The organism is Halomonas sp. G11, assembly GCF_001663515.1.
In the GTDB taxonomy this organism is placed as follows: Bacteria; Pseudomonadota; Gammaproteobacteria; order Pseudomonadales; family Halomonadaceae; genus Vreelandella.
This window is the reverse complement of sequence record NZ_LYXG01000041.1, coordinates 191,022-207,477: the sequence shown is the minus strand read 5'-3', so window position 1 is coordinate 207,477 and position 16,456 is coordinate 191,022. Positions and strand designations below refer to the sequence as shown.

At 55.6% G+C, this 16,456-nt stretch carries 14 protein-coding genes; 4 read left to right on the top strand and 10 right to left on the bottom strand.

Annotation, left to right across the window (positions count from 1 at the left end):
• The 6 genes from ADS46_RS15410 to ADS46_RS15385 form a co-directional block, all read right to left on the bottom strand.
• Positions 1-1,542: a sugar ABC transporter ATP-binding protein gene (locus ADS46_RS15410; RefSeq protein WP_066321509.1), complete on the bottom strand. Its 1,542-nt coding sequence runs from the start codon at positions 1,540-1,542 to the stop codon at positions 1-3.
• A gap of 9 nt (positions 1,543-1,551) precedes the next feature.
• A complete protein-coding gene (locus ADS46_RS15405; protein WP_066321507.1) occupies positions 1,552-2,196 on the bottom strand; it encodes a DUF2291 family protein in 645 nt (214 codons plus the stop codon).
• Between the two features lie 46 nt (positions 2,197-2,242).
• The gene (locus ADS46_RS15400; RefSeq protein WP_066321505.1) at positions 2,243-3,349 is read right to left on the bottom strand and encodes an MDR/zinc-dependent alcohol dehydrogenase-like family protein; all 1,107 of its coding nucleotides are present in this window, start codon (positions 3,347-3,349) and stop codon (positions 2,243-2,245) included.
• A 399-nt stretch (positions 3,350-3,748) separates the two neighbouring features.
• Positions 3,749-4,696, bottom strand: coding sequence for a sugar-binding transcriptional regulator (locus tag ADS46_RS15395; RefSeq protein ID WP_234346854.1), 948 nt, complete (start codon positions 4,694-4,696; stop codon positions 3,749-3,751).
• Positions 4,697-4,767: 71 nt separating this feature from the next.
• Positions 4,768-6,498, bottom strand: a complete 1,731-nt coding sequence (locus ADS46_RS15390) for a dihydroxyacetone kinase family protein (RefSeq protein ID WP_066321504.1) — start codon at positions 6,496-6,498, stop codon at positions 4,768-4,770.
• Positions 6,499-6,603: 105 nt separating this feature from the next.
• Positions 6,604-7,077 (bottom strand): RpiB/LacA/LacB family sugar-phosphate isomerase, encoded by a 474-nt coding sequence (locus tag ADS46_RS15385; protein WP_066321502.1) that lies wholly within the window; start codon positions 7,075-7,077, stop codon positions 6,604-6,606.
• 356 nt (positions 7,078-7,433) lie between these two features.
• Here ADS46_RS15385 and tal point away from each other — a divergent pair, with 356 nt between their 5' ends.
• Both tal and tkt read left to right on the top strand, forming a co-directional pair.
• Positions 7,434-8,381: a transaldolase gene (gene tal, locus ADS46_RS15380; RefSeq protein WP_066321501.1), complete on the top strand. Its 948-nt coding sequence runs from the start codon at positions 7,434-7,436 to the stop codon at positions 8,379-8,381.
• Between the two features lie 73 nt (positions 8,382-8,454).
• The gene (tkt, locus tag ADS46_RS15375; RefSeq protein ID WP_066321499.1) at positions 8,455-10,470 is read left to right on the top strand and encodes a transketolase; all 2,016 of its coding nucleotides are present in this window, start codon (positions 8,455-8,457) and stop codon (positions 10,468-10,470) included.
• Between the two features lie 65 nt (positions 10,471-10,535).
• Here the strand turns inward: tkt and ADS46_RS15370 are convergent, their stop codons facing one another.
• From ADS46_RS15370 to ybaK, 3 genes are all read right to left on the bottom strand, one after another.
• Positions 10,536-11,414, bottom strand: a complete 879-nt coding sequence (locus tag ADS46_RS15370) for a PA4780 family RIO1-like protein kinase (protein ID WP_066321497.1) — start codon at positions 11,412-11,414, stop codon at positions 10,536-10,538.
• A gap of 45 nt (positions 11,415-11,459) precedes the next feature.
• Complete coding sequence (gene dbpA / locus ADS46_RS15365) at positions 11,460-12,857, bottom strand: ATP-dependent RNA helicase DbpA (RefSeq protein ID WP_066321785.1); 1,398 nt, start codon at positions 12,855-12,857, stop codon at positions 11,460-11,462.
• A gap of 93 nt (positions 12,858-12,950) precedes the next feature.
• Positions 12,951-13,418 carry a Cys-tRNA(Pro) deacylase gene (ybaK, locus tag ADS46_RS15360; RefSeq protein ID WP_066321496.1) on the bottom strand — a complete coding sequence of 156 codons (468 nt, stop codon included), beginning with the start codon at positions 13,416-13,418 and terminating at the stop codon, positions 12,951-12,953.
• A gap of 102 nt (positions 13,419-13,520) precedes the next feature.
• On the opposite strand from ybaK, the gene ADS46_RS15355 reads away from it, so the two are divergent.
• Positions 13,521-13,709, top strand: a complete 189-nt coding sequence (locus ADS46_RS15355) for a DUF3008 family protein (RefSeq protein WP_066321495.1) — start codon at positions 13,521-13,523, stop codon at positions 13,707-13,709.
• Between the two features lie 268 nt (positions 13,710-13,977).
• Complete coding sequence (locus ADS46_RS15350; RefSeq protein ID WP_066321494.1) at positions 13,978-15,387, top strand: PhoH family protein; 1,410 nt, start codon at positions 13,978-13,980, stop codon at positions 15,385-15,387.
• Positions 15,388-15,442: 55 nt separating this feature from the next.
• Here the strand turns inward: ADS46_RS15350 and ADS46_RS15345 are convergent, their stop codons facing one another.
• The gene (locus tag ADS46_RS15345; protein WP_066321493.1) at positions 15,443-16,447 is read right to left on the bottom strand and encodes a YihY/virulence factor BrkB family protein; all 1,005 of its coding nucleotides are present in this window, start codon (positions 16,445-16,447) and stop codon (positions 15,443-15,445) included.
• Positions 16,448-16,456: the final 9 nt, after the last annotated feature.

The window sequence follows — 16,456 nt, the reverse complement described above, 5'->3', positions numbered from 1 at the left end:
TCACGCGGCAACTGATTCACCCGAAGCCGCCATAATTTCATCTTTCGATACGCCAGGACCGAATTCAGCAGTGATTCGCCCTTTGCTCATCACCAGCACCCTATGCGGTATACTCAAGCACTCGCTGACTTCAGACGTTGTGAAAACTACCGCCAAACCCTGTCGCGCTCCTTGGCTCAATAACTTGAACACTTCGGCCTTGGCACCCACGTCAATGCCACGGCTTGGTTCATCGAGCATGATGACATCCGGGTCAGTCGCCAACATCTTGCCGATCACCACCTTTTGCTGATTGCCGCCGGACAACGAACCAATGCCAGCTTCGCCACCGTCTGTCTTGATGTGTACCTTATCGATCGCTGAGCCGATCATTTCTGCCTCCAGACTGGATGACGTCAGCCCTTTGTGAGTAAATGCGCGGATACTGGCTAGCGACAGATTTCTACCGACTGACAGGGTGGGAACCAATCCATCACGCTGACGATCCTCAGGTACCAGCACCAGTCCTCTCTCTATCCGCTGTGCAATGGTGTAGTGCGAGACCTCATGTGAGTTGAGCAAAATATCTCCCTGGGACTGCCGGGTTCGCCCTGCCACACACTCCAGTAACTCCGTTCTTCCAGCCCCCATCAGCCCATAAATGCAGACAATTTCGCCTGCCTTTACATCCAGCGAAAAGTCATCGACAACATAACGATCTGCAACTTTATCGTCGCCTACATACAGATTCTGAATAGAGAGCGCGCTGGCACCCAGCTCGTATCCTGTCGGCGGTGAGCCAAGATCAAAACTCTCTCCCACCATATGCCTGACAATCCACTGCAGGTCGATGTCGCAGCGCGGACCGTAAGCCGTCATGACACCATCCCGCAGCACAACGGCGTGATCGGTAATCTGTAGTGCTTCTTCCAAATGGTGAGAAATATAAACAATCGACACGCCCTTGCTCTTGAGATCCTTGACGACTTTGAAGAGCGTCTCGACTTCCGTCGCACTCAAGGCAGATGTCGGCTCATCCATAATCAAAATGCGGGAGTTCTTGGACAGCGCTCTCGCGATTTCAACGATTTGTTGCTGCCCTACTCGCAGATCTTCAACCAGGGTGAGCGGGTGGATCGGTTCATCCAGCTCCTCCATTAACAGCTCAGCCTGGCGTGCCTCTTCTTTATAGTCGACGCTGCCTCTTCCTTTAGTCAGCTCACGCCCCATAAAAATGTTGTCACGCACATTCAGGTTAGGGGCCAGGCTCAGTTCCTGATGAATAATGGTAATCCCCAAGGCTTCGGCATCCGAAGGCGAAGAAAAGCTGACACTTTCTTCTTCCAAAACAATTTCGCCCTCCGTCTGAGTAATGACGCCAGACAAGATTTTCATCAGCGTCGATTTACCCGCTCCATTTTCGCCAAAAAGCGTTGTTACCTGCCCGCGATATACATCGAAGTTCACGTCCTTGAGGGCTTGCACAGCACCGAACCGCTTTTCAATATTACGTGCAGAAAGAATTATAGGAGCTACTTCCACTGTTGATGTATCGATACTCATAGCCGCCCCTCACTCAATGATCGCTATACTCACGGGAGTAATTAGCCAGTTTTTGGGATTTATCATGGTAAAGGAACCGACGACCTCTAACGTTTTTCCAGTTAAATCTTGTCCGGAAATATCCGCAAGCACTTGACGTTTCATTTCATCATTGAGTGCTGCGCCGACATCCTGGTATTCGATTTGATTGGTGAAGTCACCAAATTGAATGTTGCCGGTTGTATCTCTCAGCGTCGTGCCATTAATGGCTGGGCCGGTTTGTACACGAATGGCAATATCTGAAGGCACATCAGCAACATCAAGGGTGTAAGTGCCCCCCTGACTCTCTACAGCAACACCTGATAATGAGACCGGCACAATATGACCGATGCTGGCGGCTACGCCGTATTTCTCACCTGCCGCACCAGCATCCTGGAGCACCTCTGGTGCCAATACCGATGCATCTACGGCGTTTTTCTCGACATACGCCTGGATCTCAGGAAAGGTTTCCTGAGCAAATTGCTGCGGTGAAAACCCCACCTCGCCCTCAAGCTCCGCAAGACTAATGACTTTGGTATCAAACGCCATGAGTGCGAACAGTACGAAAGCTAAAGTAGCTGTCACATAGACGCTTATACGCTTACCACCGGGCACCGAATTTAATGTCGCCGACATAATCACTCCGGTTATCATTGTATTTATAAATAAAAACTTTCGTAACCTACTGCTCGCCAGGTATAAGCACAACCTTTAACGCGTCAGGATCATTGCGCATCAGATCCAACCCTTGATGGAATTTATCCAACGGAAGTTTATGCGTAACAACATGATCAGTCGGAAAATCACCATTACCGATACCTTCGATCACAAGCGGATAGCAATAAGGGCCTAGATGCGCACCTAATATATCCAGTTCTTTACGATCACTGATAATGCTCCAATCGACAGTAACAGGCTCTTTGAATACGCTAAACTCGACGAAACGGCCAAGTTTACGAATCATATAAAGGCCTTGCTCTACCGACTTAACGGCACCGGTGGCCTCAATATAGATATCGCAGCCATAGCCTTCTGTTATGCTTTTCACGTAGTCAACAACATCGACTTCAGCAGGATTCAGGACAATGTCGGCTCCAAATTTTTTGGCAAGTTCTAAGCGCTTATTATTGAGATCCAGAACGACCAGTTTGGAAGGTCCGGATTTTTTGATCGCGCCGATCATTCCTAGTCCCAGAGTTCCCGCACCGGAGAGGACAACCACGTCACCCAGTTCAACCTGCGCACGCTTAACCGCATGTAACGAACACGCATAGGGTTCAATAAGAACCGCTTTTTCCATCGGAATCTCATCGGGCAGCTTGTGATTAATCGCCTCTTTGGGGAAGACCATATAGTCGGCCATACCGCCATTCACGTTATGCTGAAACCCATAGACATCGTGCTTTTCGCACATCCAGTACTGCCCACGATGACAGAATCGGCACTCCCAACAAGGCACAATTTGCTCAGAAATAACGCGATCACCGATCTCCAGGTTCTTAACGCCCTCACCCAAAGCCATCACGTGGCCAATAAACTCATGGCCTGGAATCATCGGCGCCTTGATATAGGCGGGCTGAGTCTCATCGCCCCAGAAGCTGGGGGCGCCTTCGTAGGCTTTGAGATCGCCTGCGCAGATGCCGCATGCTTCGACCTTAATCAGTACTTCACCTTCTCCCACCTTAGGCAAGTCAACCTCTTCAAGGCGATAATCACCAGGCGCGTAGGCGACGACCGCTTGCATGGTCAGTGGTAGTTCAGCGTGATTGTTGTTATCAGCGTTATGCATTGCTCACTCCTAATGCTTCTCGTGTTGTCTTTCTGCACCGGCGTTACAAAAGTTCCTGTTGTGTACATATGAATTAACTACCTTAAGGATAGCTGAGTCAATTCATAATGATGTCTTTTATTATTATACTTTAGGATTAATTAATAACTTATTGATAATAATATTTAATTTCTATTTTTGGAATTACTTGCCACAAAGAAGGAGTAGAAAAAGCAGTGAGGCGGGTATCTATATGCTCATCAATTGTTCAAATGTTCATCGAGCGTCACTATCGCCGGAATGCCCGATGAACAAACGGACGTGGAAAAAGAAATGAGAGGGGCGACAAGCAGGCTGTCTCGCTCGGCCTGTCGCATTTAGACAGCAAAGATCTCCGAGCTGTCGGGCAATGGCCATACATCACGCGCGCACTTCGCTCTGCGTCGCCTCATCGAGACGCAGAATGGTGTGGGCGTTTGTGACACTAGTGGCCAATGTATCGATAACCCCGGTACGCAGCGCCCCCAGTATGCCCACTGCTTTGGTATTCTCGCTGGCGATAGCGATAACATCTGGAATACGCGTGAGGTCCTGAATATTGAGCCCGACCACACGCCCCTGCATCTGCGTCGCCGAAGGCTGCCCGTGGATATCGATAAAGTCATAGCCCATCATATCGCCCACGGTCCCGGAGAGCCGTGCTTCAGCAATTTCCTGGGCGGAAAACCACCCCATACGCACCATATTACTGTCTTCACTCACGTCGCCGACGCCAATCAACGCCGTATCTGCGCGCCGGGCACGATCCAGTGTCTGGCGCACGGTGGAGTTTTCATACAGCGCATCCCTCACCTCACCGCTCTGCACTAACGCTGGGGCATAAAGGGTCTCACTATCACCGCCAAATCGACTCGCCAAACGCCGACAAATATGATCGGGGTTCATATGCTCCCCCGCACGTAACGACCCCCCGATCGCACATACAAAGGAAACCTTTAATGACTCCGATAGAAAAACATTATCCGCCACGGCGGCGACGTTGCGCCCCATGCCAACGGCCACGATCTGGCCATCTGTCAAGCTACGCGACAGATGGTCTGCCACCAGACTCGCGACGCCTGAGCGCTGTATGTCAGGGTCAGCATTATCCAGTGCAATCAATGCTCGCTTCAGGCCAAAGCGCCGTTTGAGCTCCTGCTCGATTTCAAGACTAACGGCAGGATGCAGGCGTACGCGAACATCCACTATCCCTTCTGCCTGCGCACGCTTGAGCAACCGCCCTATTCGCACGCGCGAATGCCCAAGCCTATTAGCGATCGCTTCCTGCGTTTCCCCCTGCACATAGTAGAGCGTTGAAATCTCCGTCATTAAGTCTATATCTGCGGCGTCTTGACCATTCATCCTCGGCATCCAGGGGTTGTTGAAAGGCATGTATCATGTCAGTTTGCCTGACACTTTTTCAACACAGGAATCAGCGCCTGAATAATCAGCGCCAATGAAACCGAACCGGCATCAGGCGTACCCAAGCTTTTTTCAGCCAGTGGACGCGCGCGCCCAACCCGGGGAGTAAGCTCCGCTGTGGCCTTGGCCGCTTCACTTGCCACGCGTGCCGCGTATTCCCAGCAAGCTACTGCTCCCCGACCGCTCTCAGCCTCCTGCGATAGCGCATCGGCAAACGGCACCAACACATCGACCAAGGTTTTATCGCCCACCGTCGCCTTGCCGAATGCCATTACCTGCTGACGGCCCCCCAAAACGCCAGCAGCGAGACGCTGACTGGAAAGCGACTGCTCATTGCCAAGCGACTCCCCCATCGCTTTTAAGATAACCCGCCAGATAGCACCAGAGGTGCCACCCGCTTTATCCGACCAGCGCTGACCCGCCCAATGAAGCACTGTCTCCGCACCTGCTCCGCCATTCAGAGCCTCTCTGGCAGCTTCAAGCGCAGCCTGACTGCCGCGCTGCATACCAATACCGTGATCGCCATCGCCAGCCACCGCATCAATCTGGCCCAGCATTTCGCAATTTTCATCGACAGTACTGGCGAGCACTTCGAGTGCTTCCACAACGCCGCAGGCCAATTGTCGCGAGGCATCACTAGCCTCTGGAATCTCATCTTGAGTAACCACTTCAACTTCTGCCGGATCCAGCGCCTGTGCTGGGGTCACACTGCCTTTTCGATAGCCCGGCGCATCCGCCGCAGCGGTCCACAACGGCTCCATGTTCTTATCAAGCCAAAACAACGTCAGCGAAACCCCGGCCATATCAAGACTGGTCACCAGCTCGCCCACATCCGGCTCTACGATGATAACGCCAGCTTCCTGCAGCAACTCGTCAACTTTGCGATAAATAACGAACAGCTCTTCATACTTGACGGTACCCAAGCCATTGAGTATTGGCGCCACCCGCGCCCCTTTGACGCTGATACCTTCTGGAACTTCTTCCAACAACCGGTCGACAAGAATCTTGGCCAACCCGTCCGCAGAAGGGATATCGGTCTCACTAATGCCCGGCTCACCGTGAATTCCCAGCCCGATGGCCATTCTTCCTTTGGGGACATGAAAGAGCGAATCAGTTGCCCCAGGTAACGTGCACCCCTCAAATGCCACACCAAAAGAGCGTGTGCAGCGATTTGCCTCCTTCGCCACTCGAACCACTTCTTCCAATGATGATCCATTTTCTGCGGCAGCGGAGGCAGCTTTAAAGACGGTTAAATCCCCTGCGATGCCCCGGCGCTTATCGAATTCGTCCAAGGGTGCGCTCGCCACATCATCCGTCACTAATACAATTTCACAGGGAATACCTTCAGCGATTAAACGCTCACGCGCCTCACCAAAATGCAGTACATCCCCCGCATAATTACCAAAGGAAAGCAGTACACCACCGCCGTTGTTAGCGGCTTTGGCGACAGAATAAACTTGTTGTGCAGAAGGCGAGCAAAACAGGTTACCCATGACGGCGCCGTGTGCTAATCCTTGCCCGACCAATCCCGCGAAGGTTGGGTAGTGGCCACTGCCACCCCCGATGACAACCGCGACAGTATCCGGCTGACTACGCGTGCTGCGCACAACACCTCCCGGCACCGCCATCAGCTTGTCACGATTGGCAGCTACCAAGCCTAACCGGGCTTCTTCAGGGAAATCATTCGGGTCATTAAATAGGCGTGTCATTGTTATATCCTCCGAAGCGAGGACAAACTGCGTTATCACAGCTTGCTTGGCGTTGTTGTTACTATGTGGTTATAAATCAGTACCGACGAATGCCGCGACTTAGGCTTACCGGGCATGCAGCCGAGATTCATACTCTGCAATCCTTGCTATTTTTAATTCAGATGGCCCACCTGAAAACGTACTGCCCAAAAAGGTCGATACAATCGACTTGGCGAGTTCGTGCCCGACTACTCTCCCCCCCAGTGTGACGATCTGCGCATCATTACTGGTCCTAGCCTTAGCTGCCGAATAAGTATCATGCGCCTGTGCAGCGCGGATGCCGGGTACCTTATTGGCAGAAATAGCCACCCCGATTCCCGTCCCACATACCAGCACGGCCCGATCGAAGCGACCTTCCTTAATCGCCGTGGCCACCTCAAAGGCAACATCGGGATACAGCACCGGTTCTGCATTAAAAGTACCAAAATCCTCGACTTCATAGCCTAGCTCACGGACATGGCCAATGAGAATTTCTTTCAGCTCGTAAGCCGCCTCATCACCGCCAATCGCGACTTTAAGAGAATGTGTCACATTGGGCATTCATGCTCTCCCTTCCAGAAAATAGAAACGTGAACGACTGACAGTGATAAGCACCACTTCACAGCTACCAATCGTCTACTGACGCTATTCAATTTATCACCTACCTATCATTTGTAAACACATTGATCATAAGATCATGGCTTTCTAAGTACGGAAGGAAGGGCTGTTAAATGGCAAAAAATACGCAAACAACTGTTTTTAAATGAAAATAAAACAAACAACGCTGACAAAACAAAGAGTTATACTTTTGTTTGATAGCCGTAACACGGGTACTCCTAGCGACTGGATTTGACTAAATCGCCAAAAATGATCAATCATTTGATCGAATACCGTTCATTTTTTAAGGAGAGTCGACTATGTCGCTTCTGGATGGATTACGCGAACACTCACTGGTCGTGGCCGACACGGGCGACCTGGATGCCATAAAGCGCTATCAACCACAGGACGCCACCACTAACCCCTCTTTGATACTCAAGGCCTTCGAGCTGCCTCGTTATCAAGAGATGATCGATAGAGTGCTCGCTGAATCATGTCGTGATGAGAACGACCCAAGCCGAATAGTTGACCAGCTTTCAGTGGCGATCGGCGGGCAAATTGCCAACGTGATACCTGGACGAATATCAACAGAGGTGTCCGCACACCTCTCTTTTGATACCCAAGCCAGTATCCACAAGGCCCACGAACTGATTGAGCGCTACGAGAAACTGGGGATTAGCCGCAACCGCGTGCTGATCAAGCTTGCGTCTACATGGGAAGGAATCCGTGCGGCTGAGCAACTCGAGCGCGAGGGGATCAATTGCAACTTGACACTCTTGTTCAGCGATGCCCAAGCGCAGGCCTGCTTTGATGCAGGGGTATATCTGATCTCGCCCTTCGTTGGACGCGTTAGCGATTGGTACCAAAAGGCGACAGGTAAGCAGTTCACGCCAGAAGAAGACCCTGGCGTGCTATTCGTAAAAGGGATTTGCGAGAGGGCTGCCGCTGGTCGTTACGACACAGTCGTTATGGGGGCAAGTTTCCGTACCATCGATCAGGTCCTGGCGTTGGCGGGCTGCCATCGCCTGACCATTTCTCCCGCACTGCTAGAGCAGCTTGATAGCGTGGAGGGAGAAGTGGCCTCCAACATCCAACCACAATCTGTCACCCACGAACCAACCACTCCACTATCAGAAGCCGCGTTTCGTTGGCAGCACAACCAAGATGCCATGGCCAACGAGATGCTGGCTGACGGGATCCGCCGCTTCGCCGACGACCAACAAACATTGGAGTCGCTGATCACGCAACGCCTGGCTGCTCGCGCCTGACGACAAGCTGTTTAATATAGCAAGCTACCCAATATAACAACCTACCCAACATAACAACCAAGGTACCACTGATATGAATAACCGTTTTGAGCTGGCCAACGCCATTCGCGCCCTTTCCATGGATGCCGTCCAGAAGGCCAAGTCCGGCCATCCGGGCGCGCCCATGGGGATGGCGGATATTGCCGAAGTGCTGTGGAATGACCACCTCAAGCACAACCCCGAAGACCCCAAATGGACCGATCGTGACCGGTTCGTGCTGTCCAACGGGCACGGTTCCATGCTGCTCTATTCGCTCCTCCACCTGACCGGTTACGAGCTCAGCCTGGAACAGCTGCAGAACTTCCGCCAGCTGCATTCACCGACCGCCGGGCACCCGGAATATGGCTACGCGCCGGGCATTGAAACCACCACCGGCCCGTTGGGGCAGGGCTTTGCCAACGCCGTGGGCTTTGCCATCGCGGAAAAAACCCTGGCGGCACAATTCAACCGGCCTGGTCACACCATCGTCGACCACCACACCTGGTGCTTCCTGGGTGACGGTTGCTTGATGGAGGGCATTTCCCACGAAGCGGCGTCGCTGGCGGGCACTCAGCAGCTCGGCAAGCTGATTGCGGTGTATGACGATAACGGCATCTCCATCGACGGCGAAGTAAAAGGCTGGTTTACCGACGATACCGCCAAGCGCTTTGAGGCGTACGGTTGGCACGTGGTGCCCAATGTGGATGGCCACAAGCCGGAAGAGGTCAACGCGGCCATTGAACTGGCCAAAAGCCACGATGACCAACCCAGCCTGATCATCTGCAAAACCATCATCGGCTTCGGTGCCCCTAACAAGCAGGGCAAGGAAGAAGCCCATGGGGCGGCACTGGGGGATGACGAAGTGGCGGCTGCGCGCGAGCAGCTGGGCTGGCCCCATGCGCCCTTCCACATCCCGGAGCCGATTTATTCGGCCTGGGATGCCCGCGAGGCCGGTCGCGCACGCCAGCAGGCGTGGAATGCCCGGTTTGAGCGCTACGCGGAGGCGTTCCCCGCCGAAGCACGCGAATTCCAGCGCCGTATGAAGGCGCAGCTGCCTGCGGAACTGCCCACCGAAGCGCTGCTTGAGCAAGCCCAGGAAAAGGGCGACAGCATTGCCTCACGCAAGGCCTCCTTTGAAACGTTGAACGTGATCGGCCCGCAGATGCCGGAGCTATTGGGCGGCAGTGCCGACCTGGCCCCGTCGAACCTGACGTTCTGGAACGGCGCCAAAGCGATCACGCCGGAAGACGCCAGTGGAAACTACCTGCACTATGGCGTGCGCGAGTTTGGCATGGGCGCGGTCATGAACGGGATTGGCCTGCACGGCGGTTTTGTACCGTTCGGAGCGACCTTCCTGATCTTCATGGAGTACATGCGTAACTCAGTGCGCATGGCGTCGTTGATGGGGCAGCAGGCGATTTATGTCTTCACCCATGACTCCATCGGCCTGGGCGAAGATGGCCCGACCCACCAGCCGATCGAGCAACTGACCAGTCTGCGCACCACGCCCAACCTGAACACCTGGCGCCCCTGCGATGCGGTGGAAACCGTGGCCGCCTGGGACGCCGCCCTCAAACGCCACTCAGGCCCCACCGCGCTGGTTCTCTCGCGCCAGGGCCTGCCCCATCAGCCGCGCACCAAGGCACAGCTGGCATCGATTCAAAACGGGGCGTACGTGCTTAAAGACCCTGTTCTCAAGGACAGTGAAGGCACGCCCGTAACGCCCGAGCTGATTCTGATTGCCACCGGCTCAGAGGTGTCGTTGGCGATGGACGCCGCCGCCGAGCTCGAACAGCAGGGCAAGGCCGTCCGCGTGGTGTCCATGCCCTCGGCCTACCGCTTTAACGGCCAGGATGCCGAGTACCGTGAAAGCGTACTGCCCAAGGCGGTGACCAAGCGTATCGCCATCGAAGCCGGGCATGCGGACTACTGGTACAAGTACGTGGGCCTGGATGGCCGTGTGATCGGCATGACCACCTACGGCGAGTCAGCCCCCGCAGGCGACCTGTTCAAGCACTTTGGCTTTACTGTCGAGAATGTCGTCAAACAGGCCAATGAGCTACTCGGCTAGGCCTTGATCGCATTGCAACGGCTCCTCAAGCTGATTCAAAGCCAGAGGAGCCTTTCATTGCGGGATCAGTAAGGCTGCGGAATCTCGCCATCATCATCGTCGTCATCGCGCATGCGCGCCTGGCGTTCGGCTTCTTCCTCTTTGGCGTCATCAATGACTTCCATCAGTTCATCCACGTCGGCGATATGGGTATCAAAGTCGAAATGACCGGTGAGCTTGCTGTCGGGGTGCAGCTCGCCGGATTCGTACAGTGCCCACATTTCTTTGCCGTAATGGGTGTCGAGAAGCGCGGGTGCATACTGGCCGAAGTAGTTGCGCATGTTATCCACATCGCGATACAGCATCGCCGCGGCGCTGTTATTACCGGCGGCGTCAACGGCCTGGGGCAGGTCGATAATCACCGGGCCATGGGCATCCACCAGCACATTGAACTCCGACAGATCGCCGTGGATCAAACCGGCGCACAGCATGCGCACCACGTCCTGAATCACCTTCGCGAAGTAGGCCTCTGCCTGCTCCGGCGTCAAGGTGACTTCATCCAGGCGTGGGGCCACGTTGCCGTCGGCGTCGGTGATCATTTCCATCAGCAGGACGCCATCCACAAAGCCGTGGGGCTCGGGTACCCTTACGCCTGCACCGGCCAGCCGGTAAAGCGCATCGACTTCCGCGTTGAGCCAGGCCTGCTCCTGCTCTTTCTGGCCGTAACGGGTTTTCTTGGACATTGCTCTGGCGCGGCGGGTGTTACGCTCTTTACGTCCTTCCTGGTACTGGGCCGCCTGCTTGAAGCTACGCTGCTTGGCTTCTTTGAAGACCTTCGCGCAGCGCTCCTCTTCGCCGCAGCGCACCACATAGACCTGGGCTTCCTTACCGCTCATCAATTGCATCAGTACTTCGTCGATCATGCCGTCATCGACCAAGGGCTGTAATCGTTTAGGAATTTTCATGGGTCGCTGCGTTGGCTCCTTTTCAGTTCACGCTCAAATAGACACTTAATGGCGAATGCGACGGACGCGAAAGGCTCGCCCTTTCAACTTATCACGCTCAAGCTTTGCCTGGGCCTGCTGAACTCTGTCCCGCTCAACCGCCACGTAGGCGCTGCGAGCAAGCACTTTTATCTTGCCTACCTGGTCACCGCGCAAGCCGCCTTCACTGGTCAGTGCACCCAAAATATCGCCGGGACGCAACTTGTCTTTCTTGCCGCCGGCCAGTTGCAGGGTGGCCATGGGCGGCTCGAACGGCAAAGCGTTTGTTGCCTTGGGCAGCGGTTCGGTGGTCAGGGTTTCACCCAACACGTCGGCCAGCTTTTCCAGCCGGTAGGTTTCCTTGGGGGTTACCAGGGTGCAGGCAATGCCGCTCGCCCCAGCCCGCCCGGTGCGACCCACGCGGTGGACGTGGACGTCCAGCTCACGGGCGATCTGGTAGTTGAACACCGCATCCAGTTGGGCGATATCCAAGCCACGGGCCGCCACGTCGGTGGCGACCAAGATAGACGCGCTTTGATTGGCAAACAAGACAAGCAGCCGGTCGCGGTCTTTCTGCTCCAGGTCGCCGTGCAGCGCGACCGCGCTAAAACCGGCATCTACCAACTGGTCGGCCACCGCCTGAGTCTCGCGCTTGGTATTGCAGAACACCACGCTGGTGGTCGGCCGGTTAACCAACAGAAGCTGTTTGAGTGCCGCAAAGCGGGCGTCTTCGCTCGCGACCTGGTAGAAATGCTGGTCGATGGTGGTGGCATCATGAACCTCTGCCACCTTGACCGTCACCGGGTCCTGCATCACGCCGCGCGTCATCGCCGCCAGCCCGCCGGATACCTGCTCGTCCGGGAAGGTGGCGCTAAACAGCAGCGTCTGGCGGTCGGCCGGGGTGTCGGCAATGATGGCGTCGATCGTTTCCTGAAAGCCCATATCCAGCATGCGGTCGGCTTCATCCAGCACCAGGGTCGTTAGCGAGCCAAGCGTCAGAGAGCCTTTGCGCAAGTGCTCGTCAATGCGCCCCGGCGTGCCCACCACGATATGCGCGCCGTGGTCCAACGATGAAAGCTGTGGCCCCAGCGGCGCTCCCCCGCACAGTGTGAGGATTTTCACGTTGGGCATTGCTCGGGCCAGGCGGCGTAGTTCCTCAGCCACCTGATCAGCAAGCTCCCGGGTGGGGCACAGCACCAGCCCCTGAACGGCAAACGCCTCGACGCGCAGCTCGGCCAGCAATGCCAGCCCAAAGGCGGCGGTTTTACCCGAGCCAGTTTTGGCCTGGGCCATGACATCGCGACCAGCCAGCATGGGCGGCAGGCTTTGTGCCTGAACCGGCGTCATGTGGTGATAACCCAGGGAGTCGAGATTACTGGCGAGTGCGCTTGGCAGCGCCAGAGAAGCAAAAGAAGTGTCGGACACGGAAAATTCCTGAAGGGGCGAAAATACCCCGCTAAGCATGAGCGGCCTTAATGCCTCGCACCATACCAGAAAGCGCCCCTTCGCGCCCTGTTGTCATGCCAGGATAGGAGCCAGTTGCGCTTGGCTGAGTGCTTGCAGATCCTTGGGCGCCAGCTCGATTTCAAGCCCCCGCCTTCCAGCGCTGACATAAATCGTGGCGAACGCGTCGGCAGAGCAATCGATAAAGGTGGCCAAGCGCTTTTTCTGCCCCAGCGGGCTGACACCGCCCAGCACATACCCCGTTGTGCGTTGCACTTCATCGGGTTGCGCCATGGCGGCTTTTTTGGCGCCGGCGGCTTTGGCGATCTGTTTCAGGTTCAACTGCCCGGTGACGGGCACAATGCCCACCGCCAGCTGCTTGCCATCCAGCTTGACGACCAGGGTCTTGAATACCTGTTCAGCGGCAACGCCCAGCTTCTCGGCCGCTTCCAAACCGTAGGACTCGGCTGCTGGGTCGTGGTGGTATTCATGGACTTGAAAGTCAATGCCTGCGTGTTTTGCACTGTTTATCGCCGGTGTCATGGAAATCTCTTGGTCAACGACTTGCCATCTGGAAACAGGGTTGCTTGCTGCTACGCTTAATAGCGTGACACACCAAAGGAAGTCAACCGACAGGAGTCCATGATGCCAGCGACATCGAAAGCACAGCAAAAAGCCGCGGGGGCAGCACTTTCTGCAAAACGAGGAGAAACCAATGCCAGCGAGCTGGTAGGCGCCTCCAAGGAGATGTACGAAACAATGGACGAGGATGAGCTTGAAGAAATGGCTAGCACCAAGCGAAAAGGCAAACCCCAGAAGAAAAACGACGACTAAGGAACGCCAACTCGACAATGTTACACAAGCAGAACACCTAGCGGCGGCGTCATCGACGTATCATGCCTGAAGGCACTCGTTCCGCGTCGACATCGTTCGTTGAAATAGATTTATTGGCAAAAAACGCCAATGCCTTCCAAGCTATTAAAAAGCGCTAAATAAGGAGGTACCAGGACACGCCATCTTAACGACACAGGCAAGTGTCATTAGGACGTAAGACGCACCTGCCAGTGTCGACGTTGCCGTCAACCACGGAGTGAATGCCACGATGGTACGACTCGATAAGAAAGCAACCAGGCTTTACGTTTTGGACACCAATGTCCTGATCCATGACCCCGCCGCGCTCTACAACTTTGACGAGCACGATGTTGTTATTCCCATGACCGTCCTTGAGGAGTTGGATAAGCACAAAAACGGTATCCGCGAAATCGCCCGTACAGCGCGCCAGATAAGCCGTACGCTTTCAGACCTCACCAGCCAAGTCACCTTCGACGAAATTCAAAGCGGCATCCCGATTCCACGCATCACCGGCGAATCCGGCAAGCTGCACTTTCTTTGCTACCGTGACCTCAAACCCTTTGATTCCCTGGACGACAGCCCCGATAACCGTATTCTCGCCGAAACCTGTCGGCTACGCGAAGAACGCCCCGATGCCTCGGTGATCCTGATCACCAAGGATATCAACCTGCGGGTCAAGGCGGCGGCGTTGAAAGTCCCTGTTGAGGACTACCTGAATGATCGCGCGTTTGACGACAGCGACGCGATGATCGAAGGTGCCCAGGTATACACCTCTGCAGGCCCGCACGGCGCCTCGCTTTGGGAAGCGCTGAACGTGGACGTGACCGTCGAACGCATCGACCATCACACCTTCTATCAACTAAGTGGCGACATGCCGCGTCACTGGCATGTGGGGATGCTGGTGTCGGATAGCGAAAACGGTGCTGAATTCGAAGCGATCGTCCGCGAGCTGGGACCTTCCTCGGCACGGCTTCAGCTGCTTACCAACTACCGCCACCATGCGGGCGTCTGGGGGGTTCACGCCCACGATAGCCGACAGAACTTCACCCTTAACCTGCTGATGGACCCGGAGATTGACCTGGTTACCATCGCCGGTAACGCGGGCACCGGCAAAACCTTCATGACCCTGGCCGCCGCGTTTCAGCAAACCCTGGACCAGAAACAGTTCGAACGCATTGTGTTTACCCGAGCGCCGATTCCCATGGGTGAGGATATCGGCTTTCTACCCGGCACCGAGGAGGAAAAAATGTCGCCGTGGATGGGCGCCTTCCACGACAACATGGACAACCTGTTGCGTAATGATGAAGGCGAGTCCACCTGGGATAACGGCGCCACCCGACAGCTGATCGGCTCACGAGTGCAGATCCGCGCACCGAGCTTCATGCGCGGACGTACCCTCAACGATACCTTCCTGATCATCGACGAGGCGCAAAACTTTACCCCCAAGCAGCTGAAATCCCTGGTCACCCGGGCCGGGCGCAATACCAAGATCGTCTGTCTGGGTAACGTCGGGCAGATCGACACCCCTTACCTGACCGCCAATACCTGCGGCATGGCCGCCGTGGTAGAGCGATTCCGCGACTGGCCCCATGCCGGGCATATCACGCTGAAAAGCGTCGAACGTTCACGCCTGGCCCTGGCCGCCGAAGAACTCCTGTAAACCTTTCAACCCAAGCCCGCCTCCTGCCCCACGGCAGGAGGCGGCGTGCATCAAATCAGTTGTCGCGTGGATTGTCCCGCGGCGTCTGGGTGTCGTCCTCTTCGTGCCACGGATGCTGACGGCCCAGGGTGTCGGCAGCGTAGGCCTCGCGCTCTCCCAGTGGGCGGTCCTTGCCAATGGTCGTGTCCTGGCGTGTCTGGCGTTCCAGCTCGCAGTTGATTTCGGCTCCCAGCAACACCACAAACGCCGAGAGCAAAAACCACAGCATCAACACCACCACGGCCCCCAGGGAGCCGTACAGCTCGCTGAAGTTGGAGAAGTAGCGCACGTAAAGCGATAGCCCGCCCGACCCCAACAGCCAAAGCAGGGTTGCCACCATGGTACCGACGCTCAGCCACTCCCATTTGGCGGCACGCCGATAGGGCGCAAAACGATAAAGCAGCGCGATGACAGCACTCATCATCACCAGCAAGGCCGGCCAGCGCATGAAATCGATGATCCGGTCCAGGGGGGTAACAACCGCCAATGCATCGACCAGCATCGGCACCAGGCCTATGAACCCCAGCGTCAGAAGCGTCATGCCAATCATGCCGAACGTCATGGTGGTCACCAGCACTGCCAAGCGCCAAACGCTGCGTTGCTCCTGTTCGCCATACACCACGTTCAACCCCACGATCAGGCCACTGACCCCTTTGGAGGCGATATACATGGCAATCAACAGGCTCACCAGCGCCGCCATTTCATTACTCGACCCAACGCTATCCACCACGTCCTGGGCCTGGTTGTCGATCAGCTCGGCCGCCTCGGGGGGCATCAATCGGATGAGGTTGTAAAGTTGCTGGCTTGCTTCATTCGGATCGAAAAACAGCCCCCAGAGGGAGATCACCGCCGCAATGGTCGGAAACAACGCAAGCAGCGCGTAGAAGGCAACCCCCGCAGCCAGAAGCATGATGCGGTCACGACGTGCCGAGCGCAAAACACGCCAGACGATGTCTTGCCAGCCTGGCTTGGGAATTTCGTTGGGGAGTTCGGCTTGGCGGCCACGCGAGGGTCGAAACATGCGCCTACT